We start from the raw sequence: 26,044 nt of genomic DNA on the forward strand, positions 1-26,044 counted from the left end.
GGGTCGGTTGGGGACGTGACGAGTCTAGTTGGCACGCGCGGCTCGTCGGAGCCGGTTGTGGAGAACTGATCCGGAGCGTATATTCGAAGTGGAATAGTCGCGTTGGATCATCGGACAGGAGGCCCAGGTGACGTCGCTCACACCGCTCGCGTTCGCCGCGCTCGGCTTGCTCGCCGAGTCGCCGATGCACCCCTACGAGATGTTCCAGACGATGCTCCACCGGCGTGAGGACGAGAACGTCAAGGTGCGGCCCGGCACGCTCTACCACCAGATCGGCCGCCTGGTCGACCTCGGGTACGCCGAGGCCCTCGGCACCGCGCGCGAAGGTAACCGCCCGGAACGCACGACCTACGCGATCACCGACCACGGGCGTGCTGCGCTCGAGTCCGGCCTGCGACGCATGATCGCCGAACCGGCCGACGAGTACCCCGAGTTCCACCTCGCGGTCGCCCACGTCGACAACCTGACCGCCGACGACGCGGCGACCGCGCTGCGGGCACGCGTCGACGCACTGCGAGCCCGACGCGACGAGTACGACGTCGCCGCCACGAGCCTCCAGGACAAACGTCTGGCCGAGCGCTTCTGGCTGGATCTGTCGTACGTGCGTGCCATGCTCACCGCACAGATCGAGTGGCTCTCCGCCACCGCCGACCGCATCGCGGACGGCGTCCTCCCCTGGGACGGCCCGGCCCTCCCCAACCAGACCTCCACGAACAGCAAGGAACCCACTCGATGACCTCTGTCGCCCCGGCCCCCGCGGCCACCGAGAAGAAGCCGTGGCCGGCCCTCTGGGCCCTCGTCGTCGGCTTCTTCATGATCCTGGTCGACTCGACCATCGTGTCGGTCGCCACCCCCACCATCGCCGAGAAGCTGAACGCCGACATCAACGCCGTCATCTGGGTGACCAGTGCCTACCTGCTGGCCTACGCGGTGCCGCTGCTGATCACCGGCCGGCTCGGTGACCGCTTCGGCCCGAAGGTGCTGTACCAGACCGGGCTCGTCGTCTTCACGCTCGCCAGCCTGTGGTGCGGGTTCGCGGGCTCGATCGAGATGCTGATCCTCGCCCGTGTCGTGCAGGGTCTCGGCGCGGCCATGATGACGCCGCAGACCATGGCCGTCATCACCCGCATCTTCCCGCCGCAGAACCGCGGCGCCGCGATGGGCCTGTGGGGGGCCGTCGCCGGTGTGGCCTCGCTGGTCGGGCCGATCGTCGGCGGGCTGCTCGTCGACGGCTTCGGCTGGGAGTGGATCTTCTTCGTCAACGTGCCGGTCGGCATCGTGGCGTTCGTGCTCGCGCAGCGCTTCGTCCCGTCGTTCGAGCGGCACGGGCACCGGTTCGACTACCTCGGCATCGTGCTGAGCGCGGTCGGGCTGTTCCTGCTGGTGTTCGGCATCCAGGAAGGCGAGACCTACGACTGGGGCGTCATCACCGGGGTCATCTCGGTCTGGTCGCTCATCATCGCCGGCATCGTCGTGCTCGTCGCCTTCGTGGTGTGGCAGGGCGTGCAGAAGGGCGAGCCGCTGCTGCCGCTCGGGCTGTTCAAGGACCGCAACTTCACGCTCGCCAACATCGCGATCACGGCGGTCGGTGTGGCGATCTCCTCGTTCGCGCTGCCGATCATGCTCTGGGCCCAGGACGTCCTGCGCTTCTCGCCGACCCAGGCCGCGCTGCTGCTCGTCCCGCAGGCCCTGATCGCTGGCGGCCTCTCACCCCTCGTGGGCAAGAAGTTGACCGTGTGGAACCCGCGCTGGGTCGCTGCGTTCGGGCTCGCGTGCTTCTCGGGCGCCCTCTTCTGGTTCGGCGCGCTGCTGGCCGGCGGAGCCGCCTGGGGCTGGGTCATCCTGCCGAGCGCGCTCCTCGGCCTCGCCAACGCGTGCATGTGGGGGCCCCTGTCGGTCTCCGCGACGCGCAACCTGCCCCCGAAGCTCGCCGGTGCGGGTTCGGGTGTGTACAACACCACCCGGCAGATCGGTGCGGTCCTCGGTTCGGCCGGCATCGCCGCACTGATCGAGGCTCGGATCACCGCGAACTTCCCGGCGCAGTCCGGCGGTGCGTCAGCCGGTGGCGCGGAGCAGCAGGTCGGTGCGCTGCCCGCGTTCCTGCAGCAGCCGTTCGCCACGGCCATGGGGCAGTCCCTCGTGTTGCCGGCAGTGGTGCTCGTCGTCGCGATCGTCGCGGCGCTGTTCCTGGCGAAGCCGAAGCAGACCGTCGCGTGGGGCAACACCGGCTCCGTCGCGACCCAGCCCGGCGCCCCGACTGACGCCGCGCCGGCCGACGGCCCCGCTGCGCCGGCCGGGCACGGTGCCCACGCCGCTGCGCCTGCGCCCGCTTCCCCGGAAGAGGAGCTCGCCGCTGCCGACCACCACGGGCGGCACTCCGGCGCCGAGTAGTCGGCACACGCCTGCGTTCCGACGCCCCCGGCCACACACGTGGTCGGGGGCGTCGTCGTGTGTGGGCCCGGCTGCCGCTCGGACGTTGTGTGCGTCGTGTGCGCCGAGGCGACAGATCTGGCCGTCGCGCGGACGTCGTGTGCGCCGAAGCGACAGATCTGGCCGTCGCGCGGACGTCGTGTGCGCCGAAGCGACAGATCGCGTCGAACATCCGGCGGCGAAGTGTCGCTTTCGCGGAGGTGGAGGCCGGGCGGCGGCGGCAGGCGTGGCGGCTCGCGCGACCAAGCCGTGGTCGTACGACAGCGGCGGTGTCGTTCCGAGTCGGCAGCGCTCCCGGGGTGATGCGGCCGCATGCTCCGTCACCGCGCGAGACGATCACGTGGCGTCGTGTCGAACGATGCGGATCGATCGAGTGTGTCCGCATCGTTCGACTTCGCAGATGACGTTCTCGCGGCGCGGTGTCGGCAGGTGCGTCTGCATGTTCCGACTGGCGGGCAGGGGATCCAGCTGGCGCGACAAGACCGACGTCGTACGACAGCGGCGGTGTCGTTCGGAGTCGGCAGCGCTCCCGGGCACCGGGCAGCGGGCAGCGGGCGGCGGGCATCCACACAGCGGGCAGCGGGCAGCGGGCAGCGGGCGGCGGGCGGCGGGCATCCGCACAGCGGGCAGCGCGGCGCCCCGCGCGCCCGTCACCCCCGGCGGGACAGGTGCTCGCGGGTGAGCGCCTCCATCTCCTCGTCGGACAGGGCGTCGACGGTGCGGGCCTCGCGGCGGTCGGTCCGCTGCCACCGCACGAACAACGAGATCAGCACGGGGATGTCCGCCACCTCGGCGATGAACCACAGCAGGTCGCCCGCCAGGTGCTGGTCGCGCAGGGGTGACGGGAACCAGGCCGGTCCGACCGCCATCCGCGTCGCACCGTCGAGCACGTGGTCGGTGATCCGCAGCACGATGCCGGGGATCGCGTCGAGCATGAGCTCCACGAACGCCAGCAGGAACTCGGCCGTGACGAACGTCGACGAGCGGACCAGCCCGGGCTCGGACAAGGGCGCGAGCAGCCCGAAGCCGAGCATCGGCACGAGCACCGTGATCGCCACCGCTCCCACCGCGGACGTGCGGATCACGGCCGACAGGGGCGTCAGCAGCAGGCAGAACAGCGCGAGGGCGACCAGGGGCGAGACGATCGCGGTGCCGAGCAGCCGCACCGGCCGCGACTGCATGACCGCGGTGGCGGCGCGGGCGAGGGGAGCCGGGCCTCCCGACCGGAGCAGCCCCAGCGGAGCGGCGAAGGCCGCGAACGTCGGCACGGCGAAGAACAGCAGCGCGAGCCGCAGGACGAAGGCCCAACGCAGGGTCTGGTCGTACACGCCGACGATGCCGAACTGCAGCACGCCGAAGAGCGCGAGCGCACCGATGAACGACAGCGTCCGCCACCAGGGCCAGCGGGTCCCGCGGCGACGGGCCGCGACGATCCACCAGCCGTACGACCCCGCTGCGGCGACGAGCATGACGAGGGCCAGCGGGTCGAGGTGCCAGATGCTCCAGAACTCGGACGGTGACGGCGTGGGGTGCCTCCTGCGGGTCGTGCGGCAGGGACATCCTCCGCTCGCAGGTCGTGCTGCCGACCGGACGGACGGGGCGTCGCGATGAGAACCAGCTCAGACCGTGTAGCGTTACGCCTGTCTTGATCGATGCAAGAAAGGGAGTCGCCATGGACGCCGACGCCGAACTGCTTCGTTCCGCCGGGCTCCGCGTGACCACTCCGCGACTGGCAGTCCTGCGCGCGACCGCCTCACTGCCGCACGCCACCGCCGACGACCTGTTGACCGCGCTGGCCGCGGAGCTCCCGACCACCAGCCACCAGGCGGTGTACGGCGTCCTCGCGGCGTTGACCGGGGCCGGGCTCGTCCGGCGGATCGAGCCGGCGGGCAGCCCGGCGCGGTACGAGCGACGCACCGGCGACAACCACCACCACATCGTGTGCACCGTGTGCGGGACGATCGCGGACGTGGACTGCGCGGTCGGGCACGCCCCCTGCCTGACGCCGTCCGAGACCCACGGGTTCGCCGTCACCACCGCCGAGGTCACCTACTGGGGCATCTGCGACCGGTGCGCGGCAGCCGAGCACGACGACGTGACGACCACAGCGCCCGCCCCGACCCCGGCGTGATCGCGCACCCCCAGACCAACCCGAGCCACCCTGACCGAACCAACCGTTCCACCCAAGGAGGAACCGTGTCCGACCAGAACACGACGACCGGCACGCCGGCCGCCACCCCGACCACCACGACCAACAGCGGCGCCCCCGTCTCGAGCGACCAGCACTCCATGGGTGTCGGCGCCGACGGCCCCCTCGCGCTGCACGACCACTACCTGGTCGAGAAGCTCGCCCAGTTCAACCGCGAGCGCGTGCCGGAGCGCGTCGTCCACGCGAAGGGCGGCGGTGCGTTCGGCACCTTCACCGTGACGCACGACGTGTCGCAGTACACCCGCGCCGCGTTCCTGCAGCCCGGCAAGCAGACCGAGATGCTCGCCCGCTTCTCGAGCGTCGCCGGTGAGCAGGGCTCCCCGGACACCTGGCGCGACCCGCGCGGCTTCGCGCTGAAGTTCTACACCGAAGAGGGCAACTACGACCTCGTCGGCAACAACACCCCGGTGTTCTTCATCCGCGACGGCATCAAGTTCCCCGACTTCATCCGCTCGCAGAAGCGCCTGCCCGGTTCGCACCTGCGTGACCACGACATGCAGTGGGACTTCTGGACCCTGTCGCCCGAGTCGGCGCACCAGGTCACGTGGCTGATGGGCGACCGTGGCCTGCCGGCGAGCTGGCGGAACATGGACGGCTTCGGCTCGCACACGTACCAGTGGATCAACGCCGAGGGCGAGCGCTTCTGGGTCAAGTACCACTTCCAGACCCAGCAGGGCCACGAGACCCTCACGCAGGAGGACGCCGACCGCATCGCCGGCGAGGACGCGGACTTCCACATCCGCGACCTGCACGCCGCGATCGAGCGCGGCGACAACCCGCGCTGGACCCTCAAGGTGCAGGTCATGCCGTACGAGGACGCCGCGAGCTACCGCTTCAACCCGTTCGACCTGACGAAGGTCTGGCCGAAGGGTGACTACCCGCTCATCGAGGTCGGCACGATGGAGCTCAACCGGAACCCGGAGAACTACTTCGCCCAGATCGAGCAGGCCACCTTCGCGCCCTCGAACTTCGTCCCCGGCATCGCGGCCAGCCCCGACAAGATGCTCCTCGCGCGCATCTTCAGCTACGCGGACGCCCACCGCTACCGCGTCGGCACGAACCACGCGCAGCTGCCGGTCAACGCTCCGAAGAACGAGGTGCACTCGTACTCGAAGGACGGCGCGATGCGCTTCGACTTCCAGCAGTCCGAGGTCCCGGTGTACGCGCCGAACTCGCTCGGTGGCGCGCACGCCGACCCGAACGCCACGGACGACGCTCCCGGCTGGGAGTCCGACGGTGCGCTGCAGCGCTCCGCCGCCACGCTCCACCCCGAGGACGACGACTTCGGCCAGGCCGGCACGCTGGTCCGCGAGGTCCTCGACGACGCGGCCCGCGAGCGCCTCGTCGGCAACATCGCCGGGCACGTCTCGAAGGTCACGCGCGACGACCTGCGCGAGCGCGTCTTCGCCTACTGGACGAACGTCGACGCCGACCTGGGTGCGCGCGTGCGCGCAGCGGTCGCGCCGAGCGCGCCGGGTTCGAACGAGGACCCCGCGGAGGTCGCGGTCGAGGCGTAGCCAGCCACACGACGGACGGGAGGCCCGGTGCCAGCTGGCACCGGGCCTCCCGTCCGTCTGTCGGGACGTCAGACCTGTTGGCCGTTCAGCCAGATCGGGCCCGACGGCCAGTCCTCCAGGGCGGCGGTGACGGGCCGGACCATCCATCCGCCCTGCTCGGTCTCGGTGACCCCGGCCCCCTCGGCCGTGAAGGCCGAGAACGTGCCGACGGCGTCCGGGATCTCGTGCCAGCCCATGTGCGCGTAGAAGGGGATGCGGTCCTCGCCGGCGCCGAGGAACCCGTACGGCACGCGGAGCCCCTCGAGCACGGCGTGTGTGCGGTCGAGCAGCTCGCGGCCGATGCCCGTGCCCTGCAACCGGGGCGCGACGGCGACGATGCCGGTGTCGCCGACCAGGACGTCCTGCCCGCCGACCGTGATGAACATGCGGCGGATCCCGACGTGGGCGAGCACGACGCCGTCGGCATCCCGCGCGATGACCCGGCGCTCGGGCTGCATGCCGGCGTAGTCACGACCGCCCACGTACCAGTGCGACCAGTCGGGGAACGCCTGTCCCAGCATCGCCGCAATGCCTTCGTGGTCGGAGAGGTTCAGCGCGTTCTCCTCGACCACCTCCCACCGGATGTCGTCGCTCATGCGTCCATCCTGCACGGGTGCTCCTGCGTCGGGCCGTGGCCGACGGCGCCGCCCCCACCCTCGCGAGAAAGCGACAGATCGCCCCGAACGTTCGGCGCCGGTCTGTCGCTTTCGGGAACGGGGCGAGCCTCGTTCCCGCGAAAGCGACAGATGACGGCGAGATGCCGAGGGAGAAGTGTCGCTTTCGCGCAGGCGGACTGCCGCGCGCGCGGGACCGCCGACCCGCCCGCGTCAGCCGCGACCGGGCGTGGTGACCTCGATGCGGTTCGCCCACGGGTCCTCGAACGCGACGGTCCGGCCGTCGTCCGCGGTCTGCACCCCGGTGTCGTGCATCCGAGCGACGAGCGCGCCGAGGTCGTCCGCCGCGGGCACCTCGATGCGGACGAGCCCGAGGCCGAGCGCGAGCTGCCGACGACCGGCGCCCCGCGAGTTCCACGTGTTCATCGCCATGTGGTGGTGGTAGCCGCCGGCGCTGACGAACAGCGCTTCGCCCCAACCAGCGGTGGTCGCGAAGCCGAGCTTGTCCACGTAGAACGCCCGCGCGGTGGGCACGTCGCCGACGGACAGGTGCACGTGGCCCACCCGCCCGGGCTGTGCCGCGGCGGACTCGAGCGCGGACGCGGTCAGGTGCTCCTGCAGGAACGCGTTCGGGTCGACGTACTTCGTGTCCATGTCGACCATGCCGTGCGTCCACGACCACTCGGTCCGGTCGCGGTCCCAGTAGAGCTCGACGCCGTTGCCCTCGGGGTCGGTGAAGTAGAAGGCGTTGCTGACGAGGTGGTCGGCGCTGCCGGTGAACGACTGCGGGTACTGCGTGGCGACGGAGTACAGCGCTGCCGCCAGGTCGGCGCGGGTGTCGAAGAGGATCGCGGTGTGGAACAGCCCGGCCTCGTGCGGGGCGGCGTGCTGCATCGACGGTGCGTGCTCGAGGACCACGATCGGCGTCGTGCCACGTCCGAGCACGGCGACCCCGCCCGCGTTCGACAGGAGCGCGAGCCGGATGCCGTCCCGGTAGAAGGCGGTCATCCGGTCGAGGTCGGCGACCCGGAGCGTGACGGCGCCCATCGCGGTGTCGGCGGCGAGGAGGTCCTGCGTGTGCATGCCATCAGTGTGCGCCGAATTGGTTGACGCGTCAACTAAATCGGTGTCGCCATCGCCACGGGCGAACGACCCGTCACCGTGCGCTGAACCCGCCGTCCGACCTGAGCAACTGCCCGTTCACCCAGCCGCCGTCCGGCCCGAGCAGGAACCGGACGAGCGCGGCGGTGTCCGACGGCAGCGACGGCCGCCCGAGCGGGGTCTGTTCGGCGGCGGAGCGACGGATCTCGTCGGTCATCCACCCGGTGTCGTTCGGCCCGGGACTGACCAGGTTCGCACTCACCCGGACGTCGCCGAGCTCCTGCGCGGCGCCGATCACCAGCCGGTCGAGTGCGCCCTTGCTCGTGCCGTACGGCAGGTTGAACCCCACGTGGTCGCTCGTCAACGCCACGACCCGGCGGCGGTCGAGCGGCGCGTCCGCTCCCGCGCGGAGCCGCGCTGCGTACGCCTGCACGAGCAGGAACGGTGCGCGGACGTTCACCGCCAGGTGCCGGTCGAACGACTCGAGGGTGGTCGACGCGAAGTCCGAGGCCACCGACTCGCAGTGCGACATCACGATCGCGGTGACGGGAGCGCCCGCCTCGGCCTCGGTGCGGCCGACGAGCGCGGCCGCCTGTTCCGGATCGGCCAGGTCGACCGGGAGGCGCGTCACCGTCGCACCCGCGTGCTCGCACTCGGCGACGACGGCGTCGATCCCTGCCGGATCGGCGGCTCCGTGCACGCGGTCGTCGTACGGGCCCCACCACGAGACGGCCAGGTCCCAGCCGTCGGCCGCCAGTCGCGCCGCGATCGCGGCGCCGATCCCGGCCCTGCGGCCGACACCGGTCACCAGGGCGAGTGGTCTGCGGGTCATGGGTCGGGCCTCCTGTCCGGCGCCGCGGCGCGCCGACGCGGCCAGCCTGCCACAGGGGCAGGATGGGCAGATGCCCCGCTCCCGCCCCGCTCCGGGTGACCTGGACGTCGAGCACGTCCGCGACCGCCTGTCGTCGTACGTGTACGGCAACATCACCGTGCTCGCCGCGGCCATCGCCGTCGACCCCGACGCGATCCGCCACGGCTCGGCGGTGTGGGCGGTCCTGGCCACCGCCGTGCTGACGTACGCGGCGCACGTGCTGTCGCACCTGGTGGCGCACGGCGTCGGTGAGCAGGACACCTCCGACGACGCCCGCCGCGAGTCGTTCGCGACGATCGCGCGGAACGCGAACCCGATCGCGACCTCGGGCCTGATCCCCGCCGTCCTGTACGCCGTGGCGTGGGCCGGCTGGGTCCCTGAGCAGTGGGCGCAGACCGCTGCGCTCGTGATCCTGGTCGTCCGCATCGGCCTGGTCGGGGTCTTCATGCAGCGGTTCAGCGGTCGGAAGCCCACGTTCCTCGGGCTCTGGGGTGGCATCGTGCTGGCAGCGGTGGCGTTCGTCATCGGCTTGGCGAAGGTGGTGTTGACGCATTGAGCGAGTCGTCGTCGGACCGCGCGCGCCCGCGCTGGAAGTTCCTGCGCGACCTGGTCGTCATCGTCGTGGTGGCCCTGCTCGCGTCGTTCCTGGTCAAGGCGTTCCTGGTGCGGTCGTTCTGGATCCCGTCCGGGTCGATGCAACAGACGCTCATGATCGACGACCGGGTGCTCGTCAACGAGCTCGTGCCGCGGGTGGCGCCGGTGCGACGGGGCGACGTCGTCGTGTTCCGCGACCCGGGCGGCTGGCTCGGCCCGGGCATGGGCGACGACCTGGTCAAACGGGTGATCGGCATGCCGGGAGACACCGTGACGTGCTGCGACGCCCAGGGCCGGCTCTCGGTCAACGGGCACCCGGTGGACGAGTCCTACGTGGTGCGCTCGCCGGGGTCGGACCGCGTGGCGGCGGACGACTTCTCCGTGACGGTGCCGGCAGGGCAGCTCTGGGTGATGGGCGACAACCGGTACGACTCGGCGGACTCCCGGGTGCACGGGACGGTGCCCGAGTCCGACGTGGTGGGTCGGGCGTTCGTGATCACGTGGCCGATCGGGCGCTGGTCGGTGCTCTCACGCCACGGGGACGTCTGGGACGCGGTGCCGGCGCCCTGACGGTGCTGGCGGCGCTGCGCGGGCGGGGGCGGGGGGCGGGCGGGACCTCGCACCGTGCGCGGACCGCACCGACCTGCGAATGCCACACCGGGCCGCGAACCTCGCACCGTGTGCGGCGGGGGTCAGCAGCCCGTCGAGGACAGCGTGACGTCGACGACCTGCCCGCTGATGATCGTCGTCGACTGCGGGCAGAGGCCGTCGGCGCGGACCGTGACCCTGCCCACGGCGACCCCGGCGAACTCGAGGGTGTCCCCGGGGAAGGCCTTCTGGTGGGCGGCCGTGCGACCGGTCGGGATCAGGACCTCGACGAAGTAGGACTGCTCGGCCTCGTTCGGCGCGACCGTCACGGCGATCCTCCCGGTCGAGTCCTGGGCCTTGCAGCCGGTCAGGACCAGGGCTGCGGCGAGCCCGACGACGAGGACAGCAGCGGGACGACGGAGCACCCGACAAGCCTACGCGGGACCGAGCAGCCAGCCGTTGTCCGCCGCGACCCGCAGCGCCTCGGAGGCGTTCCGGGCCGCGGTCTTGCCGATCGCCGCGGACAGGTGGTTCCGCACGGTGCCCTCGGACAGGTGCAGCGCCGCAGCCACCCCGGCGACCGTCGAGGCCGTGCGGAAGGCGATGAGCGCATCGGTCTCGCGCGGGGTCAGCGGCGACGGGCCGGCCGCCAGGGACTCCGCCGCCAGGACCGGATCGACCACGCGCAGCCCGGCGGCGACCCGACGGACGGCGTCGGCGAGCTGCTCGGCGGGCGTGTCCTTGACGACGAACCCCGCGGCACCGGACTCGAGCGCTCGCCGCAGGTAGCCCGGCCGCCCGAAGGTCGTGACGATGAGCGACCGACAGGACGGCAGCGCCGCGGCGAGCTGGGCTGCTGCCGTCAACCCGTCGGCACCGGGCATCTCGACGTCGAGCAGCGCCACCGTGGCGCCGAACGTGCGCGCGGCCTCGAGCACCTCGTCCCCGCGGGCCACCTGCGCCACGACGTCGATGTCCCGCTCGAGCGACAGCAACGATGCCAGCGCCCCGCGGACCAGCGCCTGGTCGTCGGCGAGCAGCACCCGGATCGTGTCGGTCATCGTCGTCCCCGTTCCACCCGGAGCAGGAACCCGCCCAGGTCGCTCGTCCCCGTCGTGACGCTCGCCCCGACCGCGTCGGCGCGCTCGCGCAGCCCACGCAGCCCGTTGCCGCCGAACACCGGGGCCCCGACGACGGCGTCCCCGACCGGTCCGCCGTCCAGGACCCCGGTCCCGTCGTCCTCGATCGTCAGCGCGGTCCGGCTGATCGTGACCCGCGCAGCCGAGGCGCCGGCGTGCCGCACCACGTTCGTGACCCCCTCGCGCAGCACCCACGCGAACAGGCTCCGCACGTCGGCCGCCGCCGCGTCGCCGGAGGCGGGCAGCGTCGCGTCGATCGACGCCGCGGTCAGCGCGGCCCGGGCGGAGACCAGCTCGGCGTCGAGCGACGCCTCGCGGTACCCGCTCACGGCCTGGCGCAGCCCCTGCAGGGCCTCGCGGGAGAGGCGTTCGACGTCCTGCATCTCGGCCACGGCACGCGCGGGGTCGACGTCGACCAGGCGTGCGGCGAGCTCGGACTTCATCGTCACGACGGTGAGCGTGTGCCCGAGCACGTCGTGCAGGTCGCGGGAGAACCGCGCGCGCTCCTCGACCACGGCCAGCCGGGTGATCTCGTCCTGCGCCACCCCGAGGCGGTCCTCGGCCTCGCGCTGCCGCCCGAAGAACAGCATCGAGGCGCCCACCGACACCGAGATGAACGGCGCGAAGAGGATCCCCGAGCTCGCTGCGGCATCCCACCCCATCGTCGCCGCGACGGCGAACTGGCCGCCGACGGTCACCAGCGCGACGGTCACGGCGACCCACACCCGTGCGGCGACGAAGCCGGACAGGGACACGAGCAGCAGCCACGACCACACCGCGAGCGGGCCGATCACCACGAGCAGCAGTCCGGAGCACACCGCGAAGAGCCCGACCACGACGCTCCGGCCGACCAGTCCACGGCGCCACATCAGCTCGGGGGCCAGCAGGTAGAAGCCGTACAGGACCGCCAGGGCCAGCGTCGCGCCGACGTGCTCGGCGAGCGACCGGTCGTCGGTCCAGAGCGCGATGAGCAGCAGCGACTGCCACAGCAGCCCGAACACGGCCCCGCCGTACCAGCGGCGACGGGAGACGCGGACCTCGGCGTCGTCACGGCTGGGCGGAGCGGCCCACGGGAACGCCCGGGAACGCGCCGGACGGGAGGCCCGTGGGGCCTCCCGCACGCTCGTCACGTCCTCCACGTGGGCGAGTGTAGGGCGCTCGGTCACTGCCGTGCCGCGTCGCGGCGGTAGCGCCAGACGATCACGGCACCGAGGACGACCGCCCAGCCGGTCAGCACGAGCGCGGGCTCGAGCATGCCGGCCGTCCCGGTGGCCCCGGCGCCCATCTGCCCGATCCGGTTGAGCCAGTACGAGGGCAGCAGGTGCGCGACGTCGCCCATCCACGCCGGCATGACCGACAGCGGGACCCAGAGCCCGCCGAGGATCGCCAGGCCCATGAACACCACCATGAAGAGCGGCTGCGCGAAGGACGGCTTGGCGAACTGCCCGATCAGCACGGCGATGAGCGCGAAGGGCACCACCCCGCACCAGATGCCGGACGCGGCGGCGACCCAGTGCCCGGGGTCGAGTGCGGCATGCAGCGCCAGGACCGCGACGACCAGCGTGACGAGGATCGACATCGCGGCGAACGCCATCGCGGCGATGACCTTCGACACCAGGAACGCCCACCCGGACAGCGGCGTGATCCGGAGCTGCCGGTTCCACCCGAGCGAACGTTCGGTGACCAGGACGAACGCCTGGCTGAGCGCGGCCATCATCGCGCCGTACGACGCCATCTGCAGCGTGGTGACGACCAGGTAGCGCAGGTGGGTCGTCGGGTCGAGCTGCGATCCGTACGCGCCGCCGAACACCAGGAGCATCACGACCGGCACGGCGAAGGTGAACACCATGGCACGGACGTTGCGGAGCTGACGGGCGGTCTCGAGGGCGACGTAGCGCCAGGGGAGCCCCGCGCCGAGCGCGGGCGTGGTGGTGGAGCGGACGGGGGCGACGGCGGTCGCGGTGGTCGCGGTCATGGTCAGGCTCCGATCGGGGCTGCGGTGCGGGCGTCGGCGGCACTGCCGTCGGTGTCGGCGGTGAGGGCGAGGAAGGCGTCGTCCATGGTCGAGGCGACCACCTCGACGTCGTGGGCCTGCGGGAACGTGGTGAGCAGCGCCCGGAGGGTGGCGTCCGAGTCGTCGGTGCGCAGCGTGACGGAGCCGTGCCGGGCCTCCAGGTCGAGCGTGCCGGGCAGGACCCGCAGGACGTCGTGGGCATCGTCCGCGACGCCGCGGAAGCGGATGGTGCGGCTGGTGACGATCGCCTTGATCTCGGCCGGCGTGCCGTCGGCGACGACGCGTCCGGCGCGCAGGATGACGATCCGGTCGGCGAAGGTGTCGGCCTCGTCGAGGTAGTGGGTGGCGAAGACGACCGTGCGGCCGGCGTCGGTGAACTCGCGCATCGAGGACCAGAAGACGTGTCGGGCCTCGACGTCCATCGCGGCGGTCGGCTCGTCGAGGACCAGCAGGTCCGGGTCGGAGACCACGGCGACCGCGAAGCGTGCGCGCTGCAGCTGGCCACCGGAGAGCTTGGACACCCGGCGTCCGGCGATGTCGGTGCAGCGGGCGCGGGCGAGGGCCTCGTCGACCGGCATCGGCGCCCGGTGTGCCGCGGCGACCAGCGCGACGGCCTGCCGGACGGTCATGTCGGGCAGCAGCGCACCTCCTTGCAGCATCGCTCCGACGCGGCCCGCGACCACCGCGGTGCGCGGGTCGGCGCCGAACAGGCGGGCGGTCCCCGCGGTCGGGGTCGCCAGGCCGAGCGCCAGGTCGACGGTCGTGGTCTTGCCGGCGCCGTTCGGGCCGAGGAGGGCGACGACCTCGCCCGGACGGATCGTCAGGTCGACGCCGTCGACGGCGGTCACGGTGCCGAAGCGCTTCCGCAGGCCGCTGAGTTCGATGACCGGGCTGTCGTCCCGGGCCGCTGTCTCGTTCATGGACCCAGCGTGCCGCCGGACCGGGACACGCCCATGGTGCGTCCGTCACGGTTCCACCGTGACTTCCGTCACGGGTCGTGGATGCCCGGCGTGGCCCGCATTCTGGGGGTGCGCGTCCTCCGATGTGGGGACAGGCGCTGTCCGGACGGCGCGTTAGCGTGGAGTGCATGGCAGCCGACACCGCGAGCACCGTGCAGTCGACCTCTCCCGCGCAGGACGCGGTGCGGCGCGCAGCGCTCCTCGCGGCGCTCGACGTGGTGCAGGGCGGCGCCGAGGAACGCTTCGAGCGGATCACCCGCATCGCGCGAGAGGCCTTCGGCGTCTCCGGCTCGTTCCTCAACCTGGCCGGCGACGACCACCTGACGATCAAGTCGCAGCAGAGCGACCAGCCCTTCGGCCCGACCATCCCGCTCGACGACACCTTCTGCGGCCGCACGCTGAGCAGCCCCGGGCCGGTGCTCGTCCCCGACGCCCGCGTGGACGCCCGGTTCCGCGACCTGCCGATGGTCGTCGAGGACCCGAACGTCCGCTTCTACGCCGGCGTGCCGCTGCGCCTGGGCTCCGAGCACCTCAAGGTCGGCACGCTGTGCCTGATCGACCCCGAGCCGCGCACCCTGGACGACGACGACGTCGCCCTGCTGCAGGAACTCGGCATCTGGGCCGAGCGTGAACTCGCCGCCGGTGCCGACGAGGACCGCGTGCGTTCGGTGCTCGCCGGACTCGAGCCGAACGCCGTCACGGTGCCCGGGTGGCACGTCACGGGGATGTCGGTCCCGCACGGCGTCGTCTCCGGGGACTTCCACGACTGGCACGTCTCGGACCGCGGGCTGCACCTGACCGTCGCCGACGTGATGGGCAAGGGCATGTCGGCCGGGCTGCTCGCCGCGAACATCCGCGGCGCACTGCTCGCCCACGGCGCGGCACCCGCACCCCGGGCCGTCGGGGCCGTCGAGTCCCAGGTCGCCCCCGAGCTGAGCCGCGCGGAGTCGTTCGCCACGCTGTTCCACGGCGTGGTCGACCCGGCGACCGGCGTGCTCGAGTTCGTCGACGCGGGCCACGGTCTCGTGCTCCAGCTGCACGCCGACGGCACCGAGACGATCCACCGCTCGCTCGACCTGCCGCTGGGACTGCACCCGATCGGGTTCTCCCGCACGACGGGGTCGCTCGAGCTCGAACCCGGTGACGTCCTGATCCTGGTCAGCGACGGTGCGCTCGAGCTCTGGGACTCGACCCTGGCGTCGCTGTCACGGTTGGGCGGGCTGTACCGGAACTCGGCGGACGTCGAGACGTTCCTCGGGCGGATCCGGGCGCGGGCGGCGTCCCACGACCCGGGCGACGACCTGACGGTCGTCGTGGTCGCGCGTGACGCCTGACCGGCACGTCGGGGTCGCCCGTGACGCCTGACCGGTCGCGCGACCGGTCTGGGCGACCGCGCTACGCGCCGAGTCGGTCGATGAGCTCGCGGTAGCGTGCCGCGGTCCGGGTGACGATCTCGTCCGGCAGCACCGGCGGCGTGCCCTGCTTGTCCCAGTTCGCGCTGAGCCAGTCCCGCACGATCTGCTTGTCGAACGAGTCCGTGCGGTTGCCGGCGTCGACCGCGCGGGCGTCCCAGTAGCGGCTCGAGTCGCTCGTGAGGACTTCGTCCCCGATGCGGATCTGCCCAGCGCTGTCGTGCCCGAACTCGAACTTGGTGTCGGCGATGACGACCCCGCGCTGCAGGGCGATCGCCGCGGCCTCGGAGTAGACGTGCAGGGACAGCTCGCGCAGCGTCGCCGCGACGTCGGCCCCGACGAGTTCCTCGGTGCGCTCGAACGAGATGTTCTCGTCGTGCTCACCCTGGGGAGCCTTGTACGCCGGCGTGTAGATCGGCTCCGGCAGCCGGTCGCCGTTGGCCAGACCGGCGGGCAGTTCGACGCCGCAGACGCTGCCGGACTCCTGGTACTCGATCCAGCCGCTGCCGACGAGGTAGCCGCGCACCACGCACTCGACCGGGAACATGGTCAGCGGCATGACGTGCATCGCCCGCGCGGCCACGGACTCGGGGACCGGGGTGCTGGTGGCCGAGGGCCCGAGCAGGTGGTTCGGGACGTCGCCGAGCTGGGCGAACCAGAACCGTGACAACCGGGTCAGCAGCTCGCCCTTGCCCGGGATCGGCGGTTCGAGCGCGAAGTCGTAGGCGCTGACCCGGTCGGAGGCGACCAGCAGCAGCTCGGTGGCACCGGCCACGTCCGCGGTGCCCTGCGGCACGTAGAGCTCGCGCACCTTGCCGGAGGAGACGTGCTGCCAGCCGTCGACGTGCGGGGCGGTCATCGGGTCACCTTCGCCGCGATGTCGGTGCGGAACTGGGCGCCCTGCAGCGTGATGTCGTGCAGTCCCGCGTAGGCACGGCCCCGCGCGTCGGCGAAGTCCGACCCGGTCGCGACGACGCTGAGCACCCGGCCGCCCGTCGCGACGAGTTCGCCGTCGAGCACCCCGGTCGCCGCGTGCAGCACCGAGACGCCCGGTCGGGCAGCTGCTGTGTCGACACCGGTGATCGGACGCCCGGTCTTCGGGCTCTCGGGGTAGCCCTCGCTCGCCAGGACCACGGTGACCGCGGCCTGGTCGTGGAACTCGGGGGCCGGTACGCCGCCGAGCTGGCCGGTGGCGGCCGCGAGCATGAGCGCGCTGAGCGGGGTCGCCAGGCGGGGGAGCACGACCTGCGTCTCCGGGTCACCGAAGCGGGCGTTGAACTCGATGACCCGGACGCCCTGCTCGGTGACGATCAGGCCGCAGTAGAGCAGGCCGACGAACGGGGTGCCCTCATGTTCGAGACGGCGGACGGTCGGCAACGCCACCAGGTCGGCGACCTCGGCCACGAAGGCGGCCTCGGAGCCCCAGCGGTCGGCCAGCCACGGCAGCGGCGAGTACGCGCCCATGCCGCCGGTGTTCGGCCCGGTGTCGCCGTCGCCCAGGCGCTTGTAGTCCTGTGCCGGGCTGAGCGGGGCGACGTCGTGCCCGTCGCTCAGGAAGAACAGCGACACTTCTTCGCCGTCGAGGAACTCCTCCACCACCACCGGGCCGTGCTGCAACCAGTAGCGGGCGTGGTCGACGGCGGCCTGACGGTCCTCGGTCACGAGCACGCCCTTGCCCGCGGCCAGCCCGTCGGCCTTGACCACGTGGGGCGCACCGAGCTCGTCGATCGCGGCGATCGCTTCGTCGAGCGTGCCCGCGGAGACCGGGCGTCCGGTGGGCACCGACGCCTCGGCCATGATGCGCTTGGCGAACGCCTTGGAGCCCTCGAGCGCCGCCGCGGCCTTGCTCGGCCCGAACACGGCGATGCCGCGCGTGCGGAGCGGGTCGGCGACGCCGGCGATCAGCGGTGCCTCGGGACCGACGACGACGAGCTCGACGTCGTTCTCGAGCGCGTACTCGGCGACGAGCGGACCGTTGGTCGGGTCGAGCGACACGGTCTCGACGTCGGCGGCGATGCCGGCGTTGCCGGGCGCGACCGTGATGACGTGGCCGGCTTGTTCGGCCAGCAGCGCCGTCGTGATGGCGTGCTCGCGGGCACCGGAACCGAGGACGAGGATTCGCACCCGATCACCCTACCGAGCCGCAGCGCCCCGCCGCAGTGCACCGGCTAGCCTGTGGACATGCCGGGCCGGACGATCGACGATGCCGAGGGCGCGGCTGCGCTGACCGCCGTGGTCGCCGGGGCCACCGACCGCGCCAGCGTCGCGACGGCCGTGCGGTGGACGCTGCAGCGGCTCGCCGAGGACGTCCCGGGCAACAGCGTCGAGGTCCGCGTGCCGCCCTTCGCCGCGGTGCAGGCCGTCCCCGGTCCGCGACACACCCGTGGCACCCCGCCGAACGTCATCGAGACGGACGCGGCGACGTGGATCGCGTTGGCGACCGGTGCACTCCGGTGGGACGACCCGGCGGTGGCCGTCAAGGTCAGCGCCTCGGGATCGCGTGCGGACCTGGCGTCGTTCCTGCCGGTCCGGACGACGCCCTGACACCACAGCGCCGACACCACAGCGCCGACACGACGATCGCCGCGCCCGACACGCCGTGCAGTACCCGCGGGGATCGAATTAGGTAGCACCTACTGATGCGCCGATCCGCGCCGCGGTCCTAGCGTTGAAGTCACCGGGATTCGGACCCGACCCGAACGGGTCCGAACCCGGCAACGGGGACAACGCTACGCGATGTTCGGCACTGTGTGTCAACCATCCGGCGTGGCGTGCTGCATTCCGCAACGAATCTGCCGAATCCGGCCGCCCCGAATGCCGTTCGACCGACCCGACAACGACGTCTGGCCGGTCGTGCGGACCACGCCGTCCGCGCGGACGGACGCGCGCGCGGGGGTGCGCCCGGACGGACAGCAGACGGTCAGGCGACGCGCAGCAGGTCCACCAGCTCGGACCGGGCGTGCAGCTCCCACTTCTGGAACACCTTCGCCAGGTGCGCGTCGATCGTCCGGACCGACAGCCCGAGCTGTTCCGCGATGAGCCGGTTCGACAGCCCCTGCGCCGCGAGTTCGGCGACCTCGTACTCACGGCGGGTCAGGGGCGGTCGCGCGGCGTTGTCCGTGACGTAGAGCCCGCAGCGCGCCAGCGCCCCGTACGACGCGACGACGCGAGTCCGGTCGCCGGACCGTGACGCCGCGACGTACTCCCGCACCGCGGCGGCGAGCGGACCGTCGACGTGCGCGGCAGCCTCGCCGAGCCGCTCGAGCGTCGGGGTGGGGTCCTGCCCGCGCACGAGCGCTGCGGCGTGCAGGGTCAGGACCCCGGTGAACACGCCGAGCCAGGACCCCGTCGCGGTCGACCGGGCGATGAGCTCGTCGGCGTGCTCGAGCCCGAGCGGGTTGCCGAGCAGCACCTCGGCCCACGTGACCGACGCCGACATCTGCTCGCCGGTGATCCGCATCGCCCGGAGGGGCACGGCGCGCCACCGATCGATGGCCGTCATCGCGTCCTCGATGCGGCCCGCCGACGCCAGGGCCATCGCGAGCCGCGCCCACGGGTACGCGCCGAACCCACCGAGGTCGGCGACGGCGTACCGCTCGCAGGCCGCGGAGAACGCGGTGATCGCGTCGTCCCACCGCCGCTGCCCGATCGCCAGGTTGCCGGCGCCGATCAGCTCGAGGGTGAAGTCGTACTTCAGGAAGGGGTTCGACCGCTTGACCGAGATCGACGTGATCATGTCGTCGTAGTCGCCGCGCCAGACCTGCACCTGGTGCATCACGGACAGCAGTTCCCCGACGCTCCACGGGGCTTCCTCGACGTGCACGGTCGCGGTCGCCAGCGACGCGGTGCCCAGTGCCATCGCGTCGTCGAGCCGTCCGGCGTCGGCCAGGGCCATCACGGCGCACGGTGCGACGCACAGGAACGACATCGGCACGGTCGGCGCGCTGACGATCCCGGAGCGGTCGACCTCGTCGCGCACCTCGGCGAACCGCCCGCCCCACCCGAGGTGTGCCAGGCGGAGCAGCCGGAGCCGTTCGACTGCGCCCGGGCTGCTGACGTAGTCGCGGGCGTCCTCGGAGAGCACGACGGCCGCCGTCACGTCGTCGTCGTGGAACTGCCGGATGTTCGCCAGGGTCTCGCAGGCCTCGATCACGACGGCGTCGGCGACCTCGCCGCGACGTGCACGGACCAGGTCCCAGGCGGCCTCGGCGTCGGCGCGGCCGGCCTCGCGCCCGCTGCTGTACCCGCGCGCCAGGGACCGCAGGCAGAGGGCGACGACCCGCTCCGTCGGAGTCAGGTCCACCCGCAGCGCCGCCGAGCTCAGGGCGACCGCGCTCTCGAGCTCCTGCAGACCGCTCGCCACCTGGGCGGCGTCGAGCAGCTGCGCGACGGGCGGCCGCACCCCGCACTCCAGCGCCCAGAGCGCTGCCCGCAGGCGGGCGGCCGGGGTGGCGCCCTCGTGGTGGTCGGCGCGGAAGGCGTTGGCGCGGGCGAACAGCGTCGTCCGGCGCGCGACGGGCACGAGCGACCGGACGACCTCGCCGACCAGCGGGTGCGACGGGCAGACGATCGGGGCGCCGTCGGCGAGGGAGTCGATGCGGACCAGTCCGAGGGCCACGACACGGTCGACGTCCCCGCCGCTGACCAGCCCCAGCAGGCGCGACAGCGGGATCGGGTCGGCCAGGGCGACGATGTCGACGACGTCGCGCAGGTCCTCCGGCAGCGCGCCGAGCTCGGTCCGGTACATGTCGGCCAGGCTGTTCGACGCCGTGATCCGCCCGCGCCAGTACCACCCCGACACGGTGTGCTCCAGTGCGCCGGAGGCCAGCGCGGCCCGCACCACCTCGCGCAGGTACAGCGGGTTGCCCTCGGTCGCGCGGTGGACGCGTTCGACCGAGGCGGACTCGAGCGGGGCTCCGAGGGCGTCCTCGATGAGCCGCGCGGTGTCGTGCAGGTCGAGCGGCCCGAGGTCGATCCGTTCGAGCAGGTCGTCCTGCCACAGCGATCGCAGCGGTTCGGGCAGCCCGGTGAAGTCGCGGCAGGTGAGGACGAGCCGTGCGCCCTGGTTCCGCACGAGCCAGGCGACGTAGCGTGCCGAGATCGCGTCGAGGTGGTCGGCGTCGTCGATCCGGACCAGCAGGTCACGGTCGACCGCGTCAGCCGCTTCGCGCAGTCGGCGCTCCGATCCGGTCTCGTCGACGAGCACCTCGGCGGGCAGGTCGCCGAAGCGCTCGGAGATCGCGCCGAAGGGCATCGTGCTCCCGGTGGCCACCGCGACGATCGGCACCACGAGCGTCCGCCCGGTCCCGTCCCGCCCGGCGACGCGGTCGGTCACGCGGGCCGCGGCGGTGCTCTTGCCCAGTCCGGGCGCGCCCACGAGCGCGACACTGGTGCGGTGTTCGGCGACGACGGCGACCGAGCGGTCCTCCTCCGCACGCTGGACGATCGGCCACGCGACGCGCGCCGGCACGCGGTGGCCGCGCGCGCCGAGGGCACCCGGTCGAGCCATCGGCGTCACCTCCACCCTCGCGATACCAGTCGGTACGGATCATCCTCCCCCGGAACAGGGCGTGGTGGCAGGCTCCGGGACGTCCCACAGTGGGGGACAATGGTGCAGTGAGCACCCCCGATCCCGACCGGTCCCCGGCCCCGGAGCCCGCATCCGTCTCCTCGTCGGACCAGGTCACCATCCGCCGCGCCCCCAAGTTCGGCGTCTTCATCGTCGGCGGTGCCGTGCTCGGGTTCCTGGTCGTGGTCGTCGTGATCGCCCTCACGCTGGACATCGACCGTGGCGGCCAGACGGAGTCGGTCGGGTTCAGCGGACTCGTCGGCTACTTCGGGCTGTGGGGCGTGGCGATCGGCGGCTTCGTCGGTGCGGTCGTGGCGATCGTGCTCGACCGCGTCCTGGCGCGTCGGTCGGCCCGCCTGACGGCGGAACGCGTCGCCGTCGAGACCCCGCCCGAGACGGTCGAGGGCGAGATCGAGGACCACGGCGACCAGCGGCAGTAGCCGCGACCAGACCAACGGACAGGAGGCCCGGTACCAGCTGGTACCGGGCCTCCTGTCCGTCTGGTGGCCGCGTTGCGACCCACGTGTCAGCTGAGCTGGTTGGCTTCCACCCACGACAGGTACTCCGGGCTCACCGTGCCGGTGACGTACTCACCGGTGAAGCAGCTCATCTCGAGGTCGGTGACGTCGGAGCCCTCGATGATGGCGTCCCGCATGTCGCCGATCTCCTGGTAGATCAGGTGGTCGCTGCCGAGCACGCGGTTGATGTCCGGGATCTTCCGGTCGTGCGCGATGAGCTCGGCGCGGGTCGGCATGTTGATGCCGTACACGTGCGGGTAGCGGACCGGCGGGGCGGCGCTGGTGAAGGTGACGTTGTTCGCACCGGCCGCACGGGCCATCTCGACGATCTCCTTGCTGGTCGTGCCGCGCACGATGGAGTCGTCGACGATCAGGATGTTCTTGCCCTTGAACTCGGAGGACATCGCGTTGAGCTTCTGCCGGACCGACCGCTTGCGCTCGGCCTGTCCCGGCATGATGAACGTGCGACCGACGTAGCGGTTCTTGTAGAAGCCCTCGCGGTACTCGATCCCGAGCTTCCGGGCGACCTGCATCGCCGCGGGTCGGGACGAGTCGGGGATCGGCATCACGACGTCGATGTCGCCGGTGGGGGCGTACTGCGCGATCGTGTCCGCCAGCCGGTTGCCCAGGCGCAGGCGGGCGTCGTACACCGAGATGCCGTTCATCACCGAGTCCGGACGGGCCAGGTAGACGTACTCGAACGAGCAGGGCACCAGTCGCGGGTTCGCGGCGCACTGGCGGGCGTGCATCGTGCCGTCCATCTCGATGAAGACGGCCTCGCCCGGGGCGACGTCGCGGACGATCTCGTAGCCGCCGGACTCGAGCACCAGCGACTCGGACGCGACGACCCACTCCGAGCCGCCGGCCTCGTCGAAACGGTGCCCGAGGATGAGCGGGCGGATGCCGAACGGGTCGCGGAACGCCAGCAGACCGTGCCCGGCGATCGTGGCGATGGCGGCGTAGGAGCCCTCGACGCGCTCGTGCACCCGCTCGACGGCGTCGAAGACCTGCCCGGGGTCGAGCTCGCGGCCGCGGACCTGGCCCTGCAGCTCGTGCGCCAGGACGTTCACCAGGAGCTCGGTGTCGGAGCTGGTGTTGAGGTGTCGACGGTCGATGTCGAACAGCTCGCGCGTCAGTTCCCGCGTGTTCGTCAGGTTGCCGTTGTGGACCAGGACGATGCCGTACGGCGCGTTCACGTAGAACGGCTGGGCTTCTTCCTCGTTGCTGGCGGCGCCCTTGGTGGCGTACCGGACGTGCCCCAGGCCCATCGTGCCGAGCAGCGCCCGCATGTCACGGGTGCGGAAGGCCTCGCGCACGTGCCCGCGGGTCTTGTGCATGTGGTGGATGTGACCCTCGACGGTGGCGATGCCCGTCGAGTCCTGTCCCCGGTGTTGCAACAGGAGCAGTGCGTCGTAGATGGATTGGTTTGCTGGCCCCTGGTTGACGAGGCCGACGATGCCGCACATGCGCGGGGTGCTCCAGACCGTAGGATCGGGTGGTACCGAACAAGTCTGCCATGCCACGCGGAGGACGACGTATGCCCAACCCCTACGCCGAGGCCGGCGTCGACACCGCTGCCGGTGACCTGGCCGTCGAGCTCATGAAGTCCGCGGTCTCCGCCACGCACAACACCTCGGTGCTTGGTGGCGTGGGCGGGTTCGCGGGGCTCTACGACGTCTCGTTCTTGAAGGACTTCTCACGCCCGCTCCTGGCGACCTCGACCGACGGCGTCGGTACGAAGGTCGCGATCGCCCAGGCGATCGACAAGCACGACACCATCGGGCAGGACCTGGTCGGCATGGTCGTCGACGACATCGTCGTGGTCGGCGCGAAGCCGATGTTCATGACGGACTACATCGCCTGCGGTCGGGTCGTGCCCGCGCGCATCGCCGACATCGTCGCCGGGATCGCCCGCGGCTGTGCGGCGACGGGCACGGCGCTCGTCGGTGGCGAGACCGCGGAGCACCCCGGGTTGCTGGGGCCGGACGACTACGACGTGGCTGGTGCCGCGGTCGGCGCGGTCGAGGCCTCGGACGTGCTCGGGGCTCCCCTCGTGCTCGACGGGGACGTGGTCGTCGCGATCGCCTCGTCCGGGCTGCACTCGAACGGGTACTCGCTCGTGCGACACATCCTGGGCCAGCGTGGTGTCGGGTACACCGACCAGCTGCCGGAGTTCGGGTCTGTGTCCGTGGGGGAAGCCCTGCTCGAGCCGACGCGGCTCTACACGACGCCGCTGCTGTCCGTGATCGACGCGCTGCCCGGTGCCGTCCACTCGCTCTCGCACGTGACCGGTGGCGGCATCGCGGCGAACCTGGCGCGCGTGCTGCCCGTCGGCTCCTGGGTCGAGGTCGACCGGTCGACGTGGGAACCGCTGCCCGTGTTCCGGGTGCTGGCGTCGATGTCCGGCACGCCGATCGAGGACACCGAGGGCACGTGGAACCTCGGGATCGGGATGTTCGCGGTCGTGTCGGCGTCGTCCGCCACGGCCGTGGTCGATGCACTCGGTGCGGCCGGGCTGCCGTCGTGGCCGGTCGGCGTCGTGTCGAAGTCGTCGCGGGACCTCGACGGGTTCGAGCAGGGTGCGAAGGGCGTCGACGGGGGAGCGGTGCGGCTCACGGGGACGTACGCGGGCTGAGGCGCGCGGGTCGGGGTCGCGGCGGGGCTCGGCGCGCGTTCCCGACGCGGAACGACACCGTCGCTGTCGTACGACGTCGGTGGTGTCGGGGCCAGCTGATGCCCGATCGGGTCGCTGACGCGGAACGACACCGTCGCTGTCGTTCGGGTCGACGGACGTGGGCGTCGCCGCACACGAGCGCGCCGCCCAGCCGGGCCACCCGAGCACGCGGAAACGCCGCGCTCCCGTGGGTGCGCGGCGTCTCCGACCGTTGTCAGGCGGTCTTGTTCTGGTCCTGATGCGGCTCGAACTCGTCGTCCTCGTCCGGGCCCTCGTACTCGTCCGCCCAGCGGTCGACGTAGTCCTCGCCCGCATGCTGCCCGGAAGCGAGCTCGCGTTCGAGTGCACCGTAGTTCGTCTCCGGGCTGAAGTACTTCAGTTCCCGGGCGACCTTGGTGTGCTTTGCCTTCTGACGGCCGCGCCCCATGCGTGACCCCCTCGTGTGTCGGCTCGTGTCCGGTCGTACGGGAGACGAGTCATCACCCGGGGAATCCGAACGGTTCGTGGTTGGAAATCTGCCGATCACTCTACCATGTACCCCTGTCCGGACCCGCCGCACGCCGACGTCGATCGGGACGGGTCGTGGGGCAGGATCGAGCGGTGACGACCTCGACCGTGCCGGACCCCGTGAGCGAGCACCACCACGCCCGGGTGGTCGTGATCGGGGCCGGGCAGGCCGGGCTCTCCGTCGCCTGGCACCTGCGCCGCCTGGGGCTCGAGCCAGGGTCCGAGCTGGTCGTCCTCGACCGCGCGCCGAGCACCGGCGGCGCGTGGCAGTTCCGGTGGGAGGCCCTGCGGCTCGGGTGGGCGCACCGTGTGCACGACCTGCCCGGGATGTCCGAGATGGGCCTGCGGTTCGAGGACGCCGACCGCGATCGCCCTGCCCGGGACGTCGTCGGCGAGTACTACCGCCGGTTCGAGGAGCACCACGACCTGCGGGTGCGTCGTCCCGTCGCCGTGACCGCGGTGACCCGTGGTGGCCGGGGCCTGCTCGTCCACATCAGCACGGAGGACGGGCGTCAGGAGTCGATCGAGGCCGATGTCGTCGTGAACGCCTCGGGCACCTGGGGCACGCCGTTCGTGCCGTGGTACCCGGGCCGCGACACCTTCAGGGGCCGACAGCTCGACACGACCGAGTACCGCTCGGCAGCGGAGTTCGCCGGTCAGGACGTCATGGTGGTCGGCGGCGGGACCAGTGCGATCGGGTTCCTGCTCGAGCTCGACGGCGTCGCACGGTCCACGCGGTGGTTCACCCGACGCCCCGTGGTCTGGGCCGGGTCGTCGGCGCTCGACGTCGAGTCCGCGGTCGCTGCCGTCGCCGAACAGGACCGGGCTGCGCGAGCCGGCGAGGTCCTGCCGAGCATCGTCAGCGGGACGGGGGTGCCGGTGTCGCCGCGCATCCGCGAGGGGCTCGACCACTGCGTGCTCCGCGACGAACCGGTGTTCGCGGCGTTGGAACCCGAGGGCGTCCGGACCCGCGACGGCGAACTGGTGCACGCCGACGCGATCATCTGGGCGACGGGCTTCCGTGCCGACCTGCGGCACCTCGCGCCGCTGCACCTGCGGACGGAGCACGGCGGCGTGGCGGTCGTGGACGGCCAGAGCGTCGACGAACCGCGGCTGTTCCTGGCCGGCTACGGTCCCCAGGCCTCGACGATCGGCGCGAACCGTGCCGGACGTCGCACGGCGCGCCAGGTGATGGGGCTGCTCGGCGCTCGCTGACCTCGCACGGTGCGATGTCGGCCGCCGCGCGCGCCCAGGGTGCGAGGGAACGGACACGGTGCGAGGCGCACTGC

General features: G+C 72.2%; 25 protein-coding genes. 11 read left to right on the forward strand and 14 right to left on the reverse strand.

The window, feature by feature from the left end:
- Window positions 1–127 precede the first annotated feature (127 nt).
- Window positions 128–736 (forward strand): PadR family transcriptional regulator, encoded by a 609-nt coding sequence (locus BIU90_RS01715; RefSeq protein ID WP_083403602.1) that lies wholly within the window; start codon window positions 128–130, stop codon window positions 734–736.
- Window positions 733–2,391: a DHA2 family efflux MFS transporter permease subunit gene (locus BIU90_RS01720; protein WP_083403603.1), complete on the forward strand. Its 1,659-nt coding sequence runs from the start codon at window positions 733–735 to the stop codon at window positions 2,389–2,391. The genes BIU90_RS01715 and BIU90_RS01720 overlap by 4 nt, the downstream gene beginning before the upstream one ends.
- Window positions 2,392–3,080: 689 nt before the next feature.
- Here BIU90_RS01720 and BIU90_RS01725 read toward each other — a convergent pair.
- Complete coding sequence (locus tag BIU90_RS01725) at window positions 3,081–3,899, reverse strand: cytochrome c oxidase assembly protein (RefSeq protein ID WP_071298519.1); 819 nt, start codon at window positions 3,897–3,899, stop codon at window positions 3,081–3,083.
- 203 nt (window positions 3,900–4,102) lie between these two features.
- Between BIU90_RS01725 and BIU90_RS01730 the strand changes: the two genes are divergently transcribed.
- Both BIU90_RS01730 and BIU90_RS01735 read left to right on the forward strand, forming a co-directional pair.
- Complete coding sequence (locus BIU90_RS01730) at window positions 4,103–4,561, forward strand: Fur family transcriptional regulator (RefSeq protein ID WP_071298520.1); 459 nt, start codon at window positions 4,103–4,105, stop codon at window positions 4,559–4,561.
- A gap of 65 nt (window positions 4,562–4,626) precedes the next feature.
- Window positions 4,627–6,156 (forward strand): catalase, encoded by a 1,530-nt coding sequence (locus tag BIU90_RS01735; RefSeq protein ID WP_071298521.1) that lies wholly within the window; start codon window positions 4,627–4,629, stop codon window positions 6,154–6,156.
- Between the two features lie 68 nt (window positions 6,157–6,224).
- On the opposite strand, the gene BIU90_RS01740 is transcribed toward BIU90_RS01735, so the two are convergent.
- The 3 genes from BIU90_RS01740 to BIU90_RS01750 form a co-directional block, all read right to left on the reverse strand.
- Complete coding sequence (locus BIU90_RS01740; protein WP_071298522.1) at window positions 6,225–6,791, reverse strand: GNAT family N-acetyltransferase; 567 nt, start codon at window positions 6,789–6,791, stop codon at window positions 6,225–6,227.
- Window positions 6,792–7,022: 231 nt separating this feature from the next.
- On the reverse strand, window positions 7,023–7,892 hold the full coding sequence (locus BIU90_RS01745) for a VOC family protein (RefSeq protein WP_071298523.1): 870 nt from the start codon (window positions 7,890–7,892) through the stop codon (window positions 7,023–7,025).
- A 73-nt stretch (window positions 7,893–7,965) separates the two neighbouring features.
- Window positions 7,966–8,742, reverse strand: coding sequence for an SDR family oxidoreductase (locus tag BIU90_RS01750; protein ID WP_071298524.1), 777 nt, complete (start codon window positions 8,740–8,742; stop codon window positions 7,966–7,968).
- Window positions 8,743–8,812: 70 nt separating this feature from the next.
- Here BIU90_RS01750 and BIU90_RS01755 point away from each other — a divergent pair, with 70 nt between their 5' ends.
- Both BIU90_RS01755 and lepB read left to right on the forward strand, forming a co-directional pair.
- Complete coding sequence (locus BIU90_RS01755) at window positions 8,813–9,337, forward strand: hypothetical protein (RefSeq protein WP_071298525.1); 525 nt, start codon at window positions 8,813–8,815, stop codon at window positions 9,335–9,337.
- On the forward strand, window positions 9,334–9,945 hold the full coding sequence (gene lepB / locus BIU90_RS01760; RefSeq protein WP_071298526.1) for a signal peptidase I: 612 nt from the start codon (window positions 9,334–9,336) through the stop codon (window positions 9,943–9,945). The genes BIU90_RS01755 and lepB overlap by 4 nt, the downstream gene beginning before the upstream one ends.
- 122 nt (window positions 9,946–10,067) lie before the next feature.
- Here lepB and BIU90_RS01765 read toward each other — a convergent pair whose 3' ends face one another.
- Genes BIU90_RS01765 through BIU90_RS01785 form a run of 5 tightly spaced genes read right to left on the reverse strand, consistent with a single transcriptional unit; the run spans window position 10,068 to window position 14,036 of the window.
- Complete coding sequence (locus BIU90_RS01765; RefSeq protein ID WP_071298527.1) at window positions 10,068–10,388, reverse strand: hypothetical protein; 321 nt, start codon at window positions 10,386–10,388, stop codon at window positions 10,068–10,070.
- Window positions 10,389–10,397: 9 nt separating this feature from the next.
- Window positions 10,398–11,024 carry a response regulator gene (locus BIU90_RS01770; protein WP_071298528.1) on the reverse strand — a complete coding sequence of 209 codons (627 nt, stop codon included), beginning with the start codon at window positions 11,022–11,024 and terminating at the stop codon, window positions 10,398–10,400.
- A complete protein-coding gene (locus BIU90_RS01775) occupies window positions 11,021–12,241 on the reverse strand; it encodes a sensor histidine kinase (protein ID WP_071298529.1) in 1,221 nt (406 codons plus the stop codon). Before BIU90_RS01775 ends, BIU90_RS01770 begins: the two co-directional genes overlap by 4 nt.
- 23 nt (window positions 12,242–12,264) lie before the next feature.
- Window positions 12,265–13,077 carry an ABC transporter permease gene (locus BIU90_RS01780; RefSeq protein WP_083403604.1) on the reverse strand — a complete coding sequence of 271 codons (813 nt, stop codon included), beginning with the start codon at window positions 13,075–13,077 and terminating at the stop codon, window positions 12,265–12,267.
- 2 nt (window positions 13,078–13,079) lie between these two features.
- Window positions 13,080–14,036: an ABC transporter ATP-binding protein gene (locus BIU90_RS01785; RefSeq protein ID WP_071298530.1), complete on the reverse strand. Its 957-nt coding sequence runs from the start codon at window positions 14,034–14,036 to the stop codon at window positions 13,080–13,082.
- Window positions 14,037–14,203: 167 nt separating this feature from the next.
- Between BIU90_RS01785 and BIU90_RS01790 the strand changes: the two genes are divergently transcribed.
- Window positions 14,204–15,409, forward strand: coding sequence for a PP2C family protein-serine/threonine phosphatase (locus BIU90_RS01790; protein WP_071298531.1), 1,206 nt, complete (start codon window positions 14,204–14,206; stop codon window positions 15,407–15,409).
- Window positions 15,410–15,470: 61 nt separating this feature from the next.
- Here BIU90_RS01790 and BIU90_RS01795 read toward each other — a convergent pair whose 3' ends face one another.
- Both BIU90_RS01795 and purD read right to left on the reverse strand, forming a co-directional pair.
- Window positions 15,471–16,346: a phosphoribosylaminoimidazolesuccinocarboxamide synthase gene (locus BIU90_RS01795; protein WP_071298532.1), complete on the reverse strand. Its 876-nt coding sequence runs from the start codon at window positions 16,344–16,346 to the stop codon at window positions 15,471–15,473.
- Window positions 16,343–17,611: a phosphoribosylamine--glycine ligase gene (purD, locus tag BIU90_RS01800; protein WP_071298533.1), complete on the reverse strand. Its 1,269-nt coding sequence runs from the start codon at window positions 17,609–17,611 to the stop codon at window positions 16,343–16,345. The genes BIU90_RS01795 and purD overlap by 4 nt, the downstream gene beginning before the upstream one ends.
- Before the next feature lie 57 nt (window positions 17,612–17,668).
- Between purD and BIU90_RS01805 the strand changes: the two genes are divergently transcribed.
- On the forward strand, window positions 17,669–18,031 hold the full coding sequence (locus tag BIU90_RS01805; protein ID WP_071298662.1) for a sterol carrier family protein: 363 nt from the start codon (window positions 17,669–17,671) through the stop codon (window positions 18,029–18,031).
- A 376-nt stretch (window positions 18,032–18,407) separates the two neighbouring features.
- Here BIU90_RS01805 and BIU90_RS01810 read toward each other — a convergent pair whose 3' ends face one another.
- Window positions 18,408–20,996, reverse strand: coding sequence for a LuxR C-terminal-related transcriptional regulator (locus BIU90_RS01810; RefSeq protein WP_139195061.1), 2,589 nt, complete (start codon window positions 20,994–20,996; stop codon window positions 18,408–18,410).
- Between the two features lie 107 nt (window positions 20,997–21,103).
- On the opposite strand from BIU90_RS01810, the gene BIU90_RS01815 reads away from it, so the two are divergent.
- Window positions 21,104–21,496 (forward strand): hypothetical protein, encoded by a 393-nt coding sequence (locus tag BIU90_RS01815; RefSeq protein WP_071298535.1) that lies wholly within the window; start codon window positions 21,104–21,106, stop codon window positions 21,494–21,496.
- 86 nt (window positions 21,497–21,582) lie between these two features.
- Here BIU90_RS01815 and purF read toward each other — a convergent pair whose 3' ends face one another.
- Window positions 21,583–23,040 carry an amidophosphoribosyltransferase gene (purF, locus tag BIU90_RS01820; protein ID WP_071298536.1) on the reverse strand — a complete coding sequence of 486 codons (1,458 nt, stop codon included), beginning with the start codon at window positions 23,038–23,040 and terminating at the stop codon, window positions 21,583–21,585.
- Between the two features lie 71 nt (window positions 23,041–23,111).
- Between purF and purM the strand changes: the two genes are divergently transcribed.
- Window positions 23,112–24,209, forward strand: a complete 1,098-nt coding sequence (gene purM, locus BIU90_RS01825; RefSeq protein WP_083403606.1) for a phosphoribosylformylglycinamidine cyclo-ligase — start codon at window positions 23,112–23,114, stop codon at window positions 24,207–24,209.
- Window positions 24,210–24,462: 253 nt separating this feature from the next.
- On the opposite strand, the gene BIU90_RS01830 is transcribed toward purM, so the two are convergent.
- The gene (locus BIU90_RS01830) at window positions 24,463–24,675 is read right to left on the reverse strand and encodes a DUF3073 domain-containing protein (protein ID WP_071298538.1); all 213 of its coding nucleotides are present in this window, start codon (window positions 24,673–24,675) and stop codon (window positions 24,463–24,465) included.
- Between the two features lie 173 nt (window positions 24,676–24,848).
- Between BIU90_RS01830 and BIU90_RS01835 the strand changes: the two genes are divergently transcribed.
- A complete protein-coding gene (locus BIU90_RS01835; RefSeq protein ID WP_254786909.1) occupies window positions 24,849–25,970 on the forward strand; it encodes an NAD(P)-binding domain-containing protein in 1,122 nt (373 codons plus the stop codon).
- Window positions 25,971–26,044: the final 74 nt, after the last annotated feature.

The organism is Curtobacterium sp. MCBA15_001, assembly GCF_001864835.1.
In the GTDB taxonomy this organism is placed as follows: domain Bacteria; phylum Actinomycetota; class Actinomycetes; order Actinomycetales; family Microbacteriaceae; genus Curtobacterium.

Bases quoted from the DNA above. Each gene is read 5' to 3' on its own strand.
- BIU90_RS01720 (WP_083403603.1), top strand. From the start codon at position 733: ATGACCTCTGTCGCCCCGGCCCCCGCGGCCACCGAGAAGAAGCCGTGG.
- BIU90_RS01725 (WP_071298519.1), bottom strand. From the start codon at position 3,899: ATGCTCGTCGCCGCAGCGGGGTCGTACGGCTGGTGGATCGTCGCGGCC.
- BIU90_RS01730 (WP_071298520.1), top strand. From the start codon at position 4,103: ATGGACGCCGACGCCGAACTGCTTCGTTCCGCCGGGCTCCGCGTGACC.
- BIU90_RS01740 (WP_071298522.1), bottom strand. From the start codon at position 6,791: ATGAGCGACGACATCCGGTGGGAGGTGGTCGAGGAGAACGCGCTGAAC.
- BIU90_RS01745 (WP_071298523.1), bottom strand. From the start codon at position 7,892: ATGCACACGCAGGACCTCCTCGCCGCCGACACCGCGATGGGCGCCGTC.
- BIU90_RS01750 (WP_071298524.1), bottom strand. From the start codon at position 8,742: ATGACCCGCAGACCACTCGCCCTGGTGACCGGTGTCGGCCGCAGGGCC.
- BIU90_RS01755 (WP_071298525.1), top strand. From the start codon at position 8,813: ATGCCCCGCTCCCGCCCCGCTCCGGGTGACCTGGACGTCGAGCACGTC.
- BIU90_RS01770 (WP_071298528.1), bottom strand. From the start codon at position 11,024: ATGACCGACACGATCCGGGTGCTGCTCGCCGACGACCAGGCGCTGGTC.
- BIU90_RS01780 (WP_083403604.1), bottom strand. From the start codon at position 13,077: ATGACCGCGACCACCGCGACCGCCGTCGCCCCCGTCCGCTCCACCACC.
- BIU90_RS01785 (WP_071298530.1), bottom strand. From the start codon at position 14,036: ATGAACGAGACAGCGGCCCGGGACGACAGCCCGGTCATCGAACTCAGC.
- BIU90_RS01790 (WP_071298531.1), top strand. From the start codon at position 14,204: ATGGCAGCCGACACCGCGAGCACCGTGCAGTCGACCTCTCCCGCGCAG.
- BIU90_RS01795 (WP_071298532.1), bottom strand. From the start codon at position 16,346: ATGACCGCCCCGCACGTCGACGGCTGGCAGCACGTCTCCTCCGGCAAG.
- BIU90_RS01805 (WP_071298662.1), top strand. From the start codon at position 17,669: ATGCCGGGCCGGACGATCGACGATGCCGAGGGCGCGGCTGCGCTGACC.
- BIU90_RS01810 (WP_139195061.1), bottom strand. From the start codon at position 20,996: ATGGCTCGACCGGGTGCCCTCGGCGCGCGCGGCCACCGCGTGCCGGCG.
- purF (WP_071298536.1), bottom strand. From the start codon at position 23,040: ATGTGCGGCATCGTCGGCCTCGTCAACCAGGGGCCAGCAAACCAATCC.
- purM (WP_083403606.1), top strand. From the start codon at position 23,112: ATGCCCAACCCCTACGCCGAGGCCGGCGTCGACACCGCTGCCGGTGAC.
- BIU90_RS01830 (WP_071298538.1), bottom strand. From the start codon at position 24,675: ATGGGGCGCGGCCGTCAGAAGGCAAAGCACACCAAGGTCGCCCGGGAA.